At 58.8% G+C, this 15,133-nt stretch carries 15 protein-coding genes and 1 pseudogene; 6 read left to right on the forward strand and 10 right to left on the reverse strand.

Annotation, left to right across the window (positions count from 1 at the left end; genetic code table 11):
- Both ACIREA_RS11725 and ACIREA_RS11730 read left to right on the forward strand, forming a co-directional pair.
- The coding region (locus ACIREA_RS11725; RefSeq protein WP_397382462.1) for a hypothetical protein at positions 1-226 on the forward strand (226 nt) is incomplete at its 5' end.
- The gene (locus ACIREA_RS11730; protein ID WP_395718342.1) at positions 223-867 is read left to right on the forward strand and encodes a hypothetical protein; all 645 of its coding nucleotides are present in this window, start codon (positions 223-225) and stop codon (positions 865-867) included. The genes ACIREA_RS11725 and ACIREA_RS11730, both read left to right, overlap by 4 nt.
- A 7-nt stretch (positions 868-874) precedes the next feature.
- Here ACIREA_RS11730 and ACIREA_RS11735 read toward each other — a convergent pair whose 3' ends face one another.
- Both ACIREA_RS11735 and ACIREA_RS11740 read right to left on the reverse strand, forming a co-directional pair.
- A complete protein-coding gene (locus tag ACIREA_RS11735; protein ID WP_395718341.1) occupies positions 875-1,222 on the reverse strand; it encodes a hypothetical protein in 348 nt (115 codons plus the stop codon).
- Positions 1,222-1,902 carry a hypothetical protein gene (locus ACIREA_RS11740; protein ID WP_395718340.1) on the reverse strand — a complete coding sequence of 227 codons (681 nt, stop codon included), beginning with the start codon at positions 1,900-1,902 and terminating at the stop codon, positions 1,222-1,224. Before ACIREA_RS11740 ends, ACIREA_RS11735 begins: the two co-directional genes overlap by 1 nt.
- A gap of 744 nt (positions 1,903-2,646) precedes the next feature.
- On the opposite strand from ACIREA_RS11740, the gene ligA reads away from it, so the two are divergent.
- Together ligA and ACIREA_RS11750 are read left to right on the forward strand one after the other, a co-directional pair.
- Entirely contained in the window at positions 2,647-4,650 is a 2,004-nt protein-coding gene (ligA, locus tag ACIREA_RS11745) for an NAD-dependent DNA ligase LigA (protein WP_397382463.1), read from the forward strand.
- A 279-nt stretch (positions 4,651-4,929) separates the two neighbouring features.
- Positions 4,930-5,922, forward strand: a complete 993-nt coding sequence (locus ACIREA_RS11750) for a choice-of-anchor A family protein (protein WP_397382464.1) — start codon at positions 4,930-4,932, stop codon at positions 5,920-5,922.
- 160 nt (positions 5,923-6,082) lie between these two features.
- On the opposite strand, the gene ACIREA_RS11755 is transcribed toward ACIREA_RS11750, so the two are convergent.
- Positions 6,083-7,534, reverse strand: a complete 1,452-nt coding sequence (locus ACIREA_RS11755; protein WP_397382465.1) for an MFS transporter — start codon at positions 7,532-7,534, stop codon at positions 6,083-6,085.
- 137 nt (positions 7,535-7,671) lie between these two features.
- Between ACIREA_RS11755 and ACIREA_RS11760 the strand changes: the two genes are divergently transcribed.
- The gene (locus ACIREA_RS11760; protein ID WP_397382466.1) at positions 7,672-8,568 is read left to right on the forward strand and encodes a LysR family transcriptional regulator; all 897 of its coding nucleotides are present in this window, start codon (positions 7,672-7,674) and stop codon (positions 8,566-8,568) included.
- An 18-nt stretch (positions 8,569-8,586) separates the two neighbouring features.
- Here ACIREA_RS11760 and ACIREA_RS11765 read toward each other — a convergent pair whose 3' ends face one another.
- The 6 genes and pseudogenes from ACIREA_RS11765 to ACIREA_RS11790 all read right to left on the reverse strand — a co-directional run bounded on the left by ACIREA_RS11765 (position 8,587) and on the right by ACIREA_RS11790 (position 13,322).
- Positions 8,587-8,754, reverse strand: a complete 168-nt coding sequence (locus ACIREA_RS11765; protein WP_397382467.1) for a hypothetical protein — start codon at positions 8,752-8,754, stop codon at positions 8,587-8,589.
- Positions 8,755-8,764: 10 nt separating this feature from the next.
- The gene (locus tag ACIREA_RS11770; protein WP_397382468.1) at positions 8,765-11,056 is read right to left on the reverse strand and encodes a ribonucleotide-diphosphate reductase subunit beta; all 2,292 of its coding nucleotides are present in this window, start codon (positions 11,054-11,056) and stop codon (positions 8,765-8,767) included.
- Positions 11,057-11,249: 193 nt separating this feature from the next.
- Entirely contained in the window at positions 11,250-11,630 is a 381-nt protein-coding gene (locus ACIREA_RS11775; RefSeq protein WP_397382469.1) for an MGH1-like glycoside hydrolase domain-containing protein, read from the reverse strand.
- Positions 11,631-11,765: 135 nt separating this feature from the next.
- Positions 11,766-12,337 (reverse strand): annotated as a pseudogene (locus ACIREA_RS11780) (glucosidase); the annotation flags it as partial.
- Positions 12,338-12,381: 44 nt separating this feature from the next.
- Complete coding sequence (gene rnhA / locus ACIREA_RS11785; RefSeq protein WP_397382470.1) at positions 12,382-12,888, reverse strand: ribonuclease HI; 507 nt, start codon at positions 12,886-12,888, stop codon at positions 12,382-12,384.
- On the reverse strand, positions 12,885-13,322 hold the full coding sequence (locus ACIREA_RS11790; RefSeq protein WP_397382471.1) for a DUF3817 domain-containing protein: 438 nt from the start codon (positions 13,320-13,322) through the stop codon (positions 12,885-12,887). Before ACIREA_RS11790 ends, rnhA begins: the two co-directional genes overlap by 4 nt.
- A 53-nt stretch (positions 13,323-13,375) precedes the next feature.
- Between ACIREA_RS11790 and ACIREA_RS11795 the strand changes: the two genes are divergently transcribed.
- Positions 13,376-13,924, forward strand: a complete 549-nt coding sequence (locus ACIREA_RS11795; protein ID WP_397382472.1) for a hypothetical protein — start codon at positions 13,376-13,378, stop codon at positions 13,922-13,924.
- 118 nt (positions 13,925-14,042) lie between these two features.
- Here the strand turns inward: ACIREA_RS11795 and ACIREA_RS11800 are convergent, their stop codons facing one another.
- Positions 14,043-15,011: a 3-hydroxy-5-phosphonooxypentane-2,4-dione thiolase gene (locus tag ACIREA_RS11800; RefSeq protein WP_397382473.1), complete on the reverse strand. Its 969-nt coding sequence runs from the start codon at positions 15,009-15,011 to the stop codon at positions 14,043-14,045.
- Between the last annotated feature and the right edge of the window lie 122 nt (positions 15,012-15,133).

Raw genomic sequence — 15,133 nt, forward strand, 5'->3', positions numbered from 1 at the left:
CGTCGAGTGCCTCGCCCTTGCCACCGGCATTTCCTATATGGGGGATTCCATGACCGACATCGCTCGTCGTTACGGCGTCACCCGCGCTGCGGTCAGCAAGCGCTGTGTGGAGTTCACCGACGCTCTCGGCCTGGCCCCCAGCCGCGCCATGCGCTCCGCGAAGGCGCGTCAGAGCTACCGTCGCCGCCGCATGGATGAACTCAACCAACAGAACCTCGTGCCATGAGCCTCACCCTGCCTGACTCTCCCAAGTTCACCGTCTCCCGCACCGGCCTCGCCGTGCATGCCTCTTTATCCTTTACCGAATGGGCCTCATTGGCACCACGACTCAACGAGGCATCACGCTGCATCGGCTTCCTCATCGGCGACTGGCTGGTTTATGGTCAAACACAGTTCGCCAGCACGACGGCCAAAAAGACATCTCGTGTGTCTGCCGACGACTATGCTGCCGCCGTTGAAGCCACTGGACTGGACCACACCACATTGGCCACCTATGCCTATGTGGCGAGGCGCGTGCCACATTCCCTGCGCCATGAAAACCTTTCGTGGGAACACCACAAGGTGGTGGCGAAATTGGAACACGACGGCCAGTCGCGCTGGCTGCGTATTGCCGGGAATGGTAAGGAGGTGGTTTCCACCCGTCGCCTGCGCAAAAGCATTTCGGCGGGCAGGCTGCTGAAACCGGCGGACATGAAGCTTGATCCTGCCGATCGTGGCATCCCTAATCACATCCCGCAGCTCAATCGTCTCTGTGCATGGTGGTCAAATATTCAGAAAGAGCAGTGGTTGCATCGAGCCACGCCACAGCAGCGTGCGGCACTCAAGCGCGACCTGCTGCCCATCGTGAAAATCTATGAGCAGCTTTGACGCAGCATTATGGCAAAGGCGGCTCGATGGGGGCGGGCAGACGTGGATTGATCTGACTCCAAAACAGCGGCGCAAGTTTTTGGTCAAGCTCGGCTTCGTCTTTGGTGGTCCATGTACCATCGGTGAGCATGGTCGCTGCTTTTTTAAACCACCTAAGCAGCTCGGAACTGAGATTCAATGACACCGTAAATTCGTCATCGCCAACCATGGGTGCTGCTGGATCGCAGCAGGCCCGGCGCGCCTGGTAGTCGTCCCAAACCATCACGCCAGAGGGCATGATACGGACCAGAAACTCTCGCTCGCCAAATGATAGGCTGTAGCTGAACAAGACCTCGGGATATTCGGACTTGGACATCAGGGCTTTCTGCGGCGCTTGGTTTCCAACAGTTGGATCAACTCGCCACTGAGTTTCATAACCCGTCCAAAATCACGCAGCAGGGTCTCCACCTGCTCAGCTGTGGCACGCTGGGGCCACCTATTCTCCTTCATGTCGCTCCACCAAGCACAAAGCCTGTTGATGTAGGGAATATGATTGTTTCTGCCACGATCCGCAGGATCGGCCACCATCTCCTCAGGGGTGAGCACGCGCCCGGCAATGATGCTTTTGCGCAAGCGCATGGTGCCAATTGCCCGCTGGTTCTTCTTGGGGGCGGCCAGTGACAGCCAGCGGCTCTGCTCAGCAGCGGGCAGCTTGGCGACCACCTTGTGATGCTCCCAGGCGAGGACCTCATTGCGGCGGTTCCTGGACACGCGCCGCGCAACGTAAGCATAGTTGTGGAGGGTGGTCCTGTCCAAGCCCGTGGCCTGAATGGCCGCATCATAGGCATCCGTGGCGACACGGCTCGCAGCCGGACCTTTGCGGAAGGTGGCATCGCCATAGACGAGCCAGTCACCGATCACAAAAGAAATGCCGCGCGCGGCTTGCCCCAAGGAGTTGGCAACTTGGCTCCATTCCTCAAAGGTCAGAGGCGCGAGGACATCCAGACCCGTGGGAGAGATTTGGATCTTGGAATGGCTGGGCAGGGCAAGGCTCATGCAGGAACTGGATCACGAAACCATGACAGTGACCGCCGGACAAGTGCTGGGTGTAAAATAGAACAACCCGCCTTCACCAAAACAACCTGCTGTCCAATCCTCAACCGGCTTACACACAGTAGCCATGGACAACTCGCGTGAGGATCCATGCGAAACAGTGCGCAGGAGGCCATTCGCTGCATGACAAAATATGACAACTGAAGGTCACGAAGCTGCGAAATTATGCTCATGCACCCGCGATAGAGCTTGAGGGAAAGCCCGGAAATACGAAGGTTCACGCACCAATCCCATGATCACATCACCCGCACAGTCCTCTGTGCGGCGCTCCGCAATCCCCTGCCACTCCGAATCAAGCACATCGAGCAGTTCATGCGCCGTGGTGCCGCTCAGAGAACGACACGCTTTAGGCCATGTTTGAAAACCTTCACGGTGCGCCGTGTAAATTGATGCGGCCAAGTCAGAGCCCTTGTTCCTCAGAATCATCTCCGAAAGCCCGGAGGGCTGGCACAAAAGTAGCCGTGGGTGCCAACCCACGGTAGACGCCCCCCCCTCACCGCTCCCTCTCGTGGAACCGCGTAGCGGTGACACAAAACCACCGCCTCCCCCCTGAGGCAGCTCCCCAGAGAGCCAGGTTTTCAAACACAACCTAACTTTCTGCGCTCTGAGCCAGCCCAAAGCTCACGCAGTCTCTCTGAACGATTTTTCGTTTCCCTCCGCTCCTTTGCAGGTATTCAAAGCGATACCATGACCCACGCCGAAGCCGCCAGCCGCGCCGCCCTTCTCAGCGCCGAACTTCACCGCCACAACCGTCTCTACTATGTCGAGGCACGCCCGGAAATCAGCGATCAGCAGTTCGATGCCCTCCTGCGCGAACTCCAGGACATCGAGGCGAAATTTCCCGATCTACAGACGCCCGATTCCCCCACCCAGCGCGTCGGTGGCGTGCCCCTCGACGGCTTCACGCAGATCACGCACACCGTGCGCATGATGAGCCTGGACAACACCTATTCGGAAGAGGAGCTCACCGCCTTCTTCGCCCGCGTTCAGAAAGGCCTTGGGCGCGAGAAAGTGGACTGCGTCATCGAGCCCAAGGTGGACGGCGTCGCCATCACCATCCGCTACGAAAACGGCATCCTGAAATACGGTGCGACACGCGGCGATGGTCAAACCGGCGACGATGTGACCAACAACCTCAAAACCATCGGCCGCCTGCCGTTACGACTCCCCAAGGACGGTCCGCAGAGTTTCGAAGTACGTGGCGAGGTCTTCATGCCCAAGGCAGGCTTTGCCAAACTCAATCAGGAACGTGAAGAAGCGGGCGAGGCCCTGTTTGCAAACCCCCGCAACTCCACCGCCGGCACCTTGAAGCTTCTGGACCCAAAGATCGTGGCCAAGCGCCCGCTCGACATCGTCTTTTACGGCCTTGTCGAAGCCAGTGCCGTGGACTCGCAGACAGATGTCTATGCACTGCTCGATGCCGCCGGTCTGCGCAAAGCCGATCTCATCTGGCATGCCGACAGCGCCGAAGGTTTGCTGCACGCGATCCGTGAGCTCGATGAAAAACGCAAATCACTGCCCTACGAAACGGACGGTGCCGTGATCAAGGTGAACAGCTTCGCCGATCAGCGCGAACTCGGTGCCACCAGCAAAGCACCGCGCTGGGCCATCGCTTACAAGTACCAGCCCGAGCAGGCCGAAACCAAAATCACCGCCATCGACATCCAGGTGGGCCGCACCGGCGCGCTCACACCCGTGGCACGCCTTGAGCCTGTCCTCGTCAGCGGCAGCACCGTCAGCAACGCAACCTTGCACAACTACGAGGAGATCGAGCGCAAGGACATCCGCGTCGGCGACACCGTCATCATCGAAAAAGCCGGTGAGATCATCCCCGCCGTCGTCTCCGTGAAAAAGGAACTGCGCACTGGAACTGAAACCGCCGTGCCGGTGCCCACGCACTGCCCCGTCTGCGGCACTGCCGTGCATCGCGATGAAGAGCAGGTCGTCATTCGCTGCCCCAATCCGCACTGCCCCGAAGTCGTCAAACGCCGCATCGAGCACTTCGTTAGCCGTGGGGCCATGGACATCAGCGGCCTCGGCGAATCCGTCATCGCGCAGTTGGTGGATTTTAAAAAGGCGGATGGTTCGAGACTGGTGGCCGATGTGGCCGATCTCTATGACCTTGATGAGCTGTCCTTGGCACGGCTTGATCGCGTGGGTGCCAAGAGCATCGACAACTACCTCAAGGCCATCGCCTCCAGCAAGCAGCAGGACCCTTGGCGGCTCGTCTTCGGCCTCGGTATCCTGCACGTCGGCGCAGGGGGCGCCCGCAAACTCATCGAGCACTTCAGCAGCATCGACGCCGTCGCCAATGCCAGCGTCGAAGACCTCACCCAATGCCCGGACATCGGAGCCATCGTCGCGCCAAGCATTCACGCCTGGTTCCGCGAGGAGCACAACGTCACCCTCCTTAACCGCCTGCGTACGGCAGGTCTCAACTTCACGCAAAAGACCGTCACCGCCGCCTCCGACAAACTCAACGGCACCACCTGGGTCATCACCGGCACCTTGAGTGAAGACCGTGAAACCATCGCCGACACCATCCGCGCCAACGGCGGCAAAGTCAGTGGCAGCGTCAGCGGCAAAACAACCTATCTCCTCGCGGGTGAAGACGCCGGCAGCAAGCTCGACAAGGCGACAAAACTCGGCGTGAAGATCGTGAGCGAAGCCGAGTTTCGTGGGATGATTTGAACAGGGGTTGGGGCCTCCTGATCCCACCCGCTCTGCCTTCAATCACTGCCCCCGAACCAAGGGTATCTAGGTGATTCTCCTCCAGGCTTTGAGGCGGGCCGCTACCTCCATTTGGAGGTAAATTATTCTTTAGGACTCTTGTATTGTAACCTAATTATCACATTTAATATTCAATTATGAAATAATTATCAAAAAGGTGGTTGATTGCTGAGGGATACTACTTGTTACTACTATCACATCATCACAAATTATCACCCTTGTGATTCATTTGTGAATTGTATGAAAAATATCTATCGTCACACGGCCTCAATCGTTAGCCTCCTCTTTGCTGCGCTGGTTGGGGTTTCGGTCCAAGCTCAGAGTCTGGATTACCGGAACTACAACGCGATCATCTTTAACAACCTCAAAACCACCTCTGACATCGAGGGACGGACGTTTGTGGGCAATGACTTCACGGGAACGAATTCTGCCAATCTGGGCATCCACCTCAAAAACACGGTGCCGTCCAGCGACCGCTCATTCGTGGTGGGGAACAATCTCGTCAGTGGCAACCCGCTGAATTTGCAGCGCGGCAGCCTCTACATTGACGGCAGCACCAATGGTCGCGCCATCAACTTCAACGGCGGTGGCTCCGTGGTGGCAGACCACAGCATTGATGCGTCGCTGAACCAGATTCGGGGTTACTCCATCGCGGAGTCACAGGCCCTCAGCACCATGCTGGTGGACAGCACCGTTACCCTGCCTTCAGGCTCCCCCGGCCCCACGACGTTCAATGCCACGGCAGGTGCCGACGGTGTGGCGGTCTTTGCTGTGACTGCTGCCTCGATTTTTGACAATCCCAATGGCCAGCAATTCAATCTGAACGCGGATGCCAGCACCACGAACATCATCATCAACGTGAGCGGCACCTCCGTGAACTGGACCAACGGCAACATGGTGGGCAACTTCAACAGCAACTACTGGCAGGGGCACATCCTGTGGAACTTCTACCAGGCCACCGCCATCAACTTCAATGCTCACAACTTCAACGGCGCTATCCTGGCCCCCTTTGCCTCCATCACGACCTCCTCAAACATCGACGGACTTGTGGTGGCGAACAACCTGACCACCTCTGCTGAAGTGCATCTTCCGGACAGCAACAGCACCATGGCCTACGCCTATGAAGGCTACACCGCTGCCATTCCCGAGCCTGGCAGCGCCGTCTTGCTCTTTGCCGCGAGCGGTCTCTTTCTGATCATGCGGAACCGCCGTCTGGTGAGTGGGAAATATTGACGGGTCTGGCGCAGGCTGGTGAGGATGTTTGGTGATGGCTGAAGACGCAGGCAGCAAACTCGTCAAGCCATGGAGCTTGATGTGAGGAGGGTCGCAGAGGCCGATATTTTTGGGAGATGATTGGAAGGCAGGAGGCATCCTCTTGCTCCCTTCGCTGCCCTCAGCTTTCTGAACCCTTGGTGCGTCTAGCGATGATTCGGCTGCCAATATCGATGGCGAGTGAGAGGATGGTCAGCTCTGTCGTAACGGCGAAGGTAAACCGCATGCCCGAGGCAACGTCGGCGGGAGGCACCTGCGTGAGGTGAGCGCTTCCTGCGGCAAATGCGAACAGCGTCCCCATGACAGAGGCACCGGTGATGAGCCCCAAATTGCGCGACAGATTGAGCACGCCGGAAATGACCCCTCGATTCTCCGGAGGGATCGTGCTCATGACGGCCGTGTTGTTGGCCGTTTGAAACAAGGCGTATCCTGCAGTGATGATGCTGATGGCTGTGAGGTAACCGCCAATTCCAGCCGCCATGGGGAGCACGGATTGAATCAAACAGCCGCCCGACATGCCGAGGAGCCCGACGAGGGTCATCCGTTGGGTTCCAAACTTGTCCACGATGCGGCCAGCGGGCACCCCCGTCAGCGCTGCGACCAGCGGCCCGACGGACATCACCATGCCTACCGCAGCTGCATCGAGACCCAGTGCCCGTGAAAGATAAAATGGCCCGACCACCAGCGTCGTCATCACCACCGTGGAGACAATCCCGCTCATGGCGAGGTTGGCACTCAGCCGTGGATCACGGAACAGGGACAACTGGATCAACGGCGAAGCCGCTCTCGACTCCACGTGCAGGAATAGAGCGAATCCCACGCCAGCCCCCAGCAGCAAGGCAATGTTGAGTATTCCAAATTGACCTCGCCCAAGTGTCATGGCGAGCGCATAGGCCGTGAGAGTCATCGCCAGCAACAGCGTGCCCAGAGGGTCCAGACGCGCGAGTTCCTTTGCCGGCCCTCGGCGCTCCCCTGGCAGGTGCTGGCTCACCAGCAGTAAGGCCACGATGCCAATCGGGACATTGATGAAGAAGATGGAACGCCAGCTCCACCCAGCAATCAAAACGCCACCGAGCGACGGCCCAAGCGCAGTGCCAACCGCGGACATGGTACCCAGCAGCCCCATGGCACTCCCGGTTTTTTCCTTCGGCACAATCTCACCGACAAACGCCATCGTCAGCGCCATCATGATGGCTGCTCCGAGCCCCTGCGCCGCACGGGCGGTGATCAACATCCAGAGCGTGCTGGCGGCTCCGCATGCGATGGAGGCAAAAGTGAAAATCAAGATGCCCGCCTGCAGCAAACGCCGCCGACCAACGATGTCACCTAGGCGTCCGACACTGACGATCAGCGTGGTGATGGCGAGCAGATAGGCCAGGACCACCCACTGGACTTCTTGAAACGATGCACTGAACGCCCGGCTCAAGGACGGCAGCGCAACATTGGCGATGCTCGTGCCCAGCGACGACATCAGCATGGAAAGCGAAAGGCCGGTGAGCGCCCAGCGCACGGAAGGCCGCTGTTCCTCTGTTGCAGCGATTTTCAGATCTTGGGATTCAATTAAAGTCTTCATAGAGTTCGTGTGTTCTGCCTCCCATAGGGGAGCCGAGAGACGGATAGCCCTTGGTCAGACATGCGGAAGACGCACGGTTTGCACTCTATTCGTGCGTTTGACGCCATGTCATAGCCGAGGCATGCTGGCGTCCAGCCATGTCGAACCCGGATCTCAATCTGCTCTTCACCCTCGATGCGCTGCTCGCAGAAGGCAGTGTTGCGCGGGCAGCCAAGCGGCTGCGGCTGAGCCCGTCAGCGATGAGCCGGGCGCTGGGAAGATTGCGTGATGCCACAGGCGACCCTCTGTTGGTCCGCGCTGGACGCGGGTTGGTCCCCACTCCTCGCGCACTCGAACTCCGCGAACGAGTCCGGCTGCTCGTGGAAGATGCAGCCGCAGTCTTGCGCCCCGCCGCGAAGCTGGATCTCAAGCGGCTTGTTCGCACGTTCACCCTTCGGACCAGCGAGGGATGGGTGGAGAATTTCGGACCCGCCCTCATCGCCCGCTGCGCTGCGGAAGCCCCCGGCGTGCGGCTGCGCTTCGTGCAAAAGCCAGACAAAGACAGCGCGCCCCTGCGCGAAGGGGCGGTAGATTTGGAAACAGGCGTGGTGGACGAAACCACGGGCCCGGAACTGCGCACGCAGGCATTGTTCCGCGACCGCCTCGTGGGCGTCGTGCGCATGGGGCACCCGCTGTGCAAAGGTCGGATCACTCCCTCCCGCTACGCTGCCGGAAAGCACATTCTGGTATCCCGCGAAGGAAACGAAAACGGCCCGATGGATGACGCTTTGAAACCACTCGGATTGCAGCGGGAGATCGCCACGATTGTCAGCGGCTTTGCGAGCGCAGTGGCCCTGGCCCGGGAAAGCGATTTGATAGCAAGTGTTCCCGAACGCCACACCGCAAGCCTGCGTAATGGCATGCATGCATTCCCCCTGCCAGTGACCGTGCCAGAGTTCACCGTGTCGATGCTCTGGCATCCGCGACTGGATGCGGACGCCGCTCATCGCTGGCTGCGCGATCAAGTACGGGCGGTTTGCTCGGCCAAGCGCTGAAACCGCCCTCCGCAACGCTTACTCGCAGCCGCCTTCGCAGACGATGCCCTGGATGGCATCTTGCTGGCGGGGGGCGAGCTGAACGTCACTGAAATCGAGATCATCATCGATGCCGGGAGGCACGATGAATGTCTGGGGCGGTGTCGGTTCCGTCTGAGGGGCTGATGTGGATGGTTCGTTGTTCATGGCAGGTGGATTAAAAATCGTCGTCGTCACAGGGTTTCAGGTAGCTGCTGCTCATGCTGAGGGCGGTTGTCTCCTTCAGGTGCATGGGCTCAGGCAGCCAGGGCAGCGGGTTCTTGGTGTCCGGAGTGAGCATGGGCAGGCCGCAGCCCCTGAGCCGGCAATTCGCGGTGTGGTCGATGAAGCGTTCATAGTCCTCGCTCTTGAGGCCCAGGGCCTTCATGGGCAGTCCCTGGCGTATCAGGTCTTTCTCCAGCGTGGCCGCCTCCAGCATGATGCCGAGGAGTTCTTCCCGAAAGGCGGAGTCGTTGATCGCAGGATTTTCCTCCAGTAGGTCCAGGAACAGCAGGCGGAAGAATTCAGTGTAGTGGGCCTCGTCCCGCAGGAGGTTCGAGAGAACCTGGCGGAAGCCGGGAAACCGGTGGTGAAGCTGGAGGCTCATGATGGAGCCAAACAAGCCAAAGAACTGAAGGCCCTTCATGCACTGACCGAACACAAAAAGGCTGCGCGCCAGCAGCTTCAGATTTTCAATCCGCGTCAGGTCCATGCCACGCTGGAGGCCGCTGGTGTGCTTCGTGACAAAGGCCTCCTTCCGGGAAATCAAAGGTGAGGTCAGGCAAAGAGCCTCACACTCATGGATGTTCACGCCGAGCGTGAAGGCGGCATGGACCAGGGCTTCGATGCGGATGTTGTCGTCATGCGTTTCGCGCCCGAGCACGAGTTTGAGTTCCGGCGCGGTCACCAGCGTTCGCACCACATGTTGCAGCTCCGCTCCGGCCATTTTGAGTGACGTTGCCATCCAGCCAATGGTCAGCTGAATAATGGATCGCTCGCCTGCGCTCAGGTCGGCCGCGTGCCATTGCTCGATGTCCGTCTGCATCTGAATGTCCGGACTCAGCGGACCCCAGTGGTCGGCTTTCATCTCCTTGTAGAGTTCGTACGCCCAGGGGTATTTGAGCGGCAGCAGATTGAAGGTCATCGTTTCACGGCCGTTGACCACACGCTTGGCTGAAAACGCGAGTTTCGCCTTGGCCTTGTCGAGCAGAAACACGCGGTTGCCGATCTGGCAGGTGGTTTTATCCGAAGTGGCTCGGAGGGTCGGCTCGCCCTGATACGCAGTAGCGGCAGGGGTAGGGTTCACGGGCTCTGGCTCTTGCGTTGCGGAATTCGTGGTGGCTGGCCAGAGCTGCTTCAGCTCGGCATAGCTCTCGCGTTCAGCCGCCCCATCAGATGGGAAGATCTCCGAGATGAAGCCGGCGACTTTTTGGTAGTCGGTGACTTTCCCTTCAAAGAAGTTCTGCTCCTTGCGCATGAAGATGACTTCATCCAGCCACGGCAGCGGGTCTTGAATGCCGGGATGGAGCTCGGGCAGGCCGCAGCCGCGCAGTCGGCGGTCGGCGATGAAATCGGTATAGCGTTCAAACTCCGCTATCGTTAGGCCCACCGCATTGACCGGCAGGCAGTCGCGGATGAACTCCTTTTCCAGCGCCACGCCTTCACGCATGATTTGCACCAGCTCATCCCGGAAGGCGGCGGTACAGACCTCCGGATTCTCCCGCAGCAGGTCCAGGAACAGATGGCGGAAAACCTCGATGTGATTCGACTCATCCCGCAGCGTGTAGCGAAACATCTGGCCGATGCCTGGAAACTTACCCTGACGATAGAGGCTGAGGATCATGCCAAACAGCCCGTAGAACTGCGTGCCCTCCATGCACTGGCCGAAGACAAACATGTTTTTGGCCAGCAACTGCATGCCCGCGATGGAGGTGAGATCGAGGTCGCTGCGCAGGTTGTTCGAATGCCGCGTCACGAACTCGTTCTTTTTCACAATCGAGGGGATCTGCTCAAACATCGCCTCGCACTCATGAGGATCGATACCCAGAGACGAGATCATGTACAGCAGGCTGTCGGCATGGATGTTCTCCTCATGCGCATGGCGGCCCAGTACGAGTTTCAATTCGGGCGCTGAAACAAGGTCCCGCACCACATGCTGGATGTTGTCCCCGACGATCCCCTCGGCGGCGCTGAAATAGCCGATGCCCATCATGATGATCCAGCGCTCGTTGGGGGTGATCTGCTCAGAGCGCCACTGCTCCACGTCCCGCTGCATCTGGATGTCCTCCGGCTCCCAATGGTTGGCCATCATCGCGGCGTACTTTTCAAAGGCCCATTCATACTTCACCGGAAACAGGTCAAATCCCGCGTACGGGGTGCCATTGATCACGCGTTTGGCAGCCAGCGCCTCCTCGGCCTTCTGCTGCGTGAGGGTGAAATCGTGGTGTCTAACGGCGTAAATTTTGTCCATGGAGGCTTTAGGAAAGGAAAACTATGATCATACAATATATGGTATGTGAATAACTATATTGTCAATATGTGGTGCTTTGTTGCTGTGAATAAGTCTGATAGAGCCGGGTACCACCGCAGCCGACGCGCTGATAATCAGCGCTTTCCAATGATCCCGGAACGAAGGCCTGAAGTGTCTAGCTCTTCCTCACCAGTCACGCCACCAGCGCCGTCCATCCCGTCTGATGCGATGCCCCGCAGCCTCGGCCAGTGTCGGCATGAAAATATTCATGGAAGAGAAGCCTGCCCTTCCTGTCTGGGTGCGTCGCATAGCGCGGATCACCATTGTGGCAGGGTCGGTGGCCGGTGGCATCGGGTTCAAACAGACGGCACAAACGCCGCGAGATCTCGTTGGCCGCACCCTGCAGCGTCACCCGTTTGCCGCTGCCAGTGGGCAGTTCCACGGTGAAATCGTTACTGTAGAAATGATGGTAGCGTTCCAGCGCCTCAACGATCAGATAAACGATGGGAAACCACACAGGACCGCGCCAGTTCGAGTTGCCGCCAAACATGTGGCTGTCGCTTTCTCCGGGCACTTAGCTCACAGTCAGGTCACCACCGTTGAGTCGCAGAGTGTAAGGATGCGCTTCATGATATTTTGAAAGGGACCGAATACCGAAAGGTGACAGAAACTCCTTCTCATCCAGCAGGTAGCCAAGCAGCCGCTCCAGGTTGTGCACCGTGATGCGGATGCAGATATCCTCAGCCGCCGCCTTGGCATATTCCACAAAGACATCAAAGTAGCGCTCCTCGGCGAAGGCCGCCGTGTCGGTGATTTCAAACTCAGGATCAGCTAGCCTGCGTCGCGCATTCTCATCTACCAGCAGCTGGTAGGGAAACTCACCCTGCGGGTATTTGTACAACGCCTTCATGTAAGAATGCGTCGGTGTGGAGTCGAGGTAGTAATACAGCTCCTTCACGTCCTCGCCGTGATTCCCCTGCGGGCCGGTCAGTCCATAGAGACGCTCTTTGAGAATGGGGTCGCGGTGATCCCACAGCGCGTGCCCAAAGCACAGTCGGCACTGACGGTCGGAGATGCCCAGCAGTCCGTCCTCGCCCCAGCGATAGGCGAGTGAACGTGCCTGCTCATGCGGAAAAGAAGCCCACGCCTCGCCATCCGCCGAATAATCCTCACGCACGGTGGACCACTGCCGCTCGGCGAGATACGGCCCCAGCGTTTCCAGTTGGCATCACGCTCACGGTCCGCGCACAGGTGTTCATGTTCTGGCGTGGGGATGCACATGCGTGTGAGTGTTCAGTTCATGCCCGCCGCAGTGCAAGCAGCCGTCAGAGCAGCTGGGCTTCGGTCTCCGCCTTGAATTCTTCAAGCAGCGCCTTCAATTGCTGCGAGGTGTACCGGGCTTTGACCGCGGCAATGGCCTCGTTCGCCAGTTCATCGCAGCGTTCGTTTTCAGTATGTCCCGCATGGCCCTTGACCCAGTGCCACTCGATTTTGTGCATTGCCGTGGCCGCATCGAGTTCGCGCCAGAGGTCGGCGTTTTTCACCGCCTGCTTGTTGCTGGTGCGCCAGCCGTTGCGCTTCCACCCGGAGATCCACTGGCTGATGCCCTGGCGCACATACTGGGAGTCGGTGTGGAAATCGATCTGGCAGGGCTCTTTGAGAATGCGCAGCGCCTCGATCGCCGCCTGCAGCTCCATGCGGTTGTTCGTGGTGGCCGGCACCCCTCCCTTGAGTTCGCGCACATGCTTGCCATAGGCCAGCACAGCGGCCCAGCCACCGGGGCCGGGATTGCCATGGCAGCCGCCGTCGGAATGAATCAGAACCTTCTTCACGCCGGCGTCTGGGTGGAGTCCTCCGCCGCCCACGCACGCATGCGGCGGTCGATGAAAAAGGGCACAAACGGCAGCAGCGAGGCGATGAACACCAGCACCGCACGGCTGAACGGCCACCCCGTGTGCATCAGCACCCGCCACAGCGCGATGCAGAAAAGTACAAACAGCCCCCCATGCACCGACCCCGCAATCTTGACTGCCAGTGGCATGCCCAAGGCATACTTCAACGGCATGGCGACAAAGAGCAGGATCAAATACGAAATGGCTTCGAGCAGGCCGACGCTGCGAAGAAAGGAGACGGGGTGTTTCATCACGGGGCCTTTAGCATCGGATGGCGAGGCAGTGAAACGGATTTTGGAGACGAGCTTCATCTTGAGCGAATGGAGATGCTTCTCCACCCGGAAGCTGTCAGCAGCATGCAGTCGAAGCTCCAAAATGATTCAGTCTTGGTTGGCTCGCCTGAAGAACCGCGTCCATCGTAAAACTTATGAAGCGAGTCCTGACAGCCGCCCTCATTGTAATCGGAATGGTGCTGCTGGCCCAGAATTTTCCATGGGTCAGAACGGTGCCCGCCAAGGGGGCGGCGTTTGAGGTCGATCCTGCACGAGATTTCCATTTTGAGTTCGGACGAGGCAGCGGATGGAGAGGGCTCGACACGGTGGCTTTTGGACGGGATGGCGTTGTGACTTTGTTCCGGCAACATCCTCAGGCCGTGTGGCAGAGATCCAGCTTAAAGCTGGATCCTGACGCAATCGTTCGGATTTTCGCTTCAGTGAGTTCAGAGGGCATCATGAAAATGCCCGCTGCCTATTCTCGCACGGGTATTCGAGACGGAACCCAATGGATCCTTTGGATAGAGCAAGACGGCAAGTCCAAGGCGATCTATTTCAACAACGACTTCCCATCGGGAATCAGCCGGCTCGCAGAACGAATGGATGCAGAGCTCGCTTCTGGGCTGGCCGGTGCAGAGTGGACGAATGTTCCCACACAAGAATCCAGAAAGCACGAGAAGCCATTATGGAACAGCATCAAGTAAACATCCTATGCTGGCGACACGGAGTTCAGCTCCATGGCGGTGGTTTTGAGGTCTGAAACAAGAGCACAAAGAAGGGGGATCAAACTGATCCCCCTCCGTAAAATGCTGATGAAAACCGTTACTTCTTGCGCAGCTCTTTCTTCTTCAGGTCGTTGTACAATTCGAAGGCCTTGTTGGCATTCAGTCCACCGTGCACCACGCCCTGCACCGCCTGCATCATGGAGACCGGAGCATCGCTCTGGAAAATGTTGCGGCCCATGTCCACGCCGCTCGCACCCTGCTTGATGGCGTTGGCGCACATCTTCAGCGCGTCGAGTTCTGGCAGCTTCTTGCCACCGGCGATCACGATCGGCACCGGGCAGCAGCTCGTCACCGTTTCGAATTCCTTCTCCGTGTAGTAGCACTTCACCACGTTCGCGCCGAGTTCCGCCATGATGCGGGTGGCGAGGCGGAAATACTGTGGGGTGCGGGCCATCGCACGACCCACGGCGGTCACGCCCATGACGGCGATGCCATAGCGGCTGGCGGCGTCCACCAGATCGGTCAAATTCTTCAAAGACTGGCGCTCATACGCGCTGCCGATGAACACCTGCACGGCGAGGATGCTGGCATTGAGGCGGATGGCTTCTTCGATGTTGAGCGCGGTGCTCTCGTTGGAAAGAGGCTCAAAGCCGGGGCGGGCGAACTTGGCCTTCTTGCCGTCGATTTCGCCTTCCCATTCTTCCATCGGGCTGATCATCGAGGTGCCGCCGGAGGCGCGCAGGGCGATGGCCTTGGTGGTGGAGGCAGGAATGACGGAACGCTGGATGCCGCGAGTGAGCATGAGGCAGTCGGCATACGGGGCCAGGGGGAGGATGGTCTGGTCCACGCGCTCCAGGCCGGTGGTCGGGCCCTGGAAGTAGCCGTGGTCAAAGGCGAGCATGACGGTGCGGCCGTCCTTGGGGTTGAAGACCTTGGCGAGGCGGTTCTTGAGGCCCCAGTCGTACTGGTGGCAGCCCTTGAGGAAGAAGCCGGGGGCCTCCTGGGGGACGTCGGTGAAGAATTCCTTTTCCTTCTTGTCTGCAGCGCTGGTTTGGATGTCGGCCATGATATTTGATTATTTTGGTTGAGCCTTAACCCATAGTCACTCCCTGCTTGCCGTCCATGCACGGGCTCGCCAGATTTGTGTCGGATTTTGCAATGGCCATGCAGACGAACAAAAACATCCTC

This window comes from Prosthecobacter sp. (assembly GCF_044373815.1).
GTDB lineage: Bacteria > Verrucomicrobiota > Verrucomicrobiia > Verrucomicrobiales > Verrucomicrobiaceae > Prosthecobacter.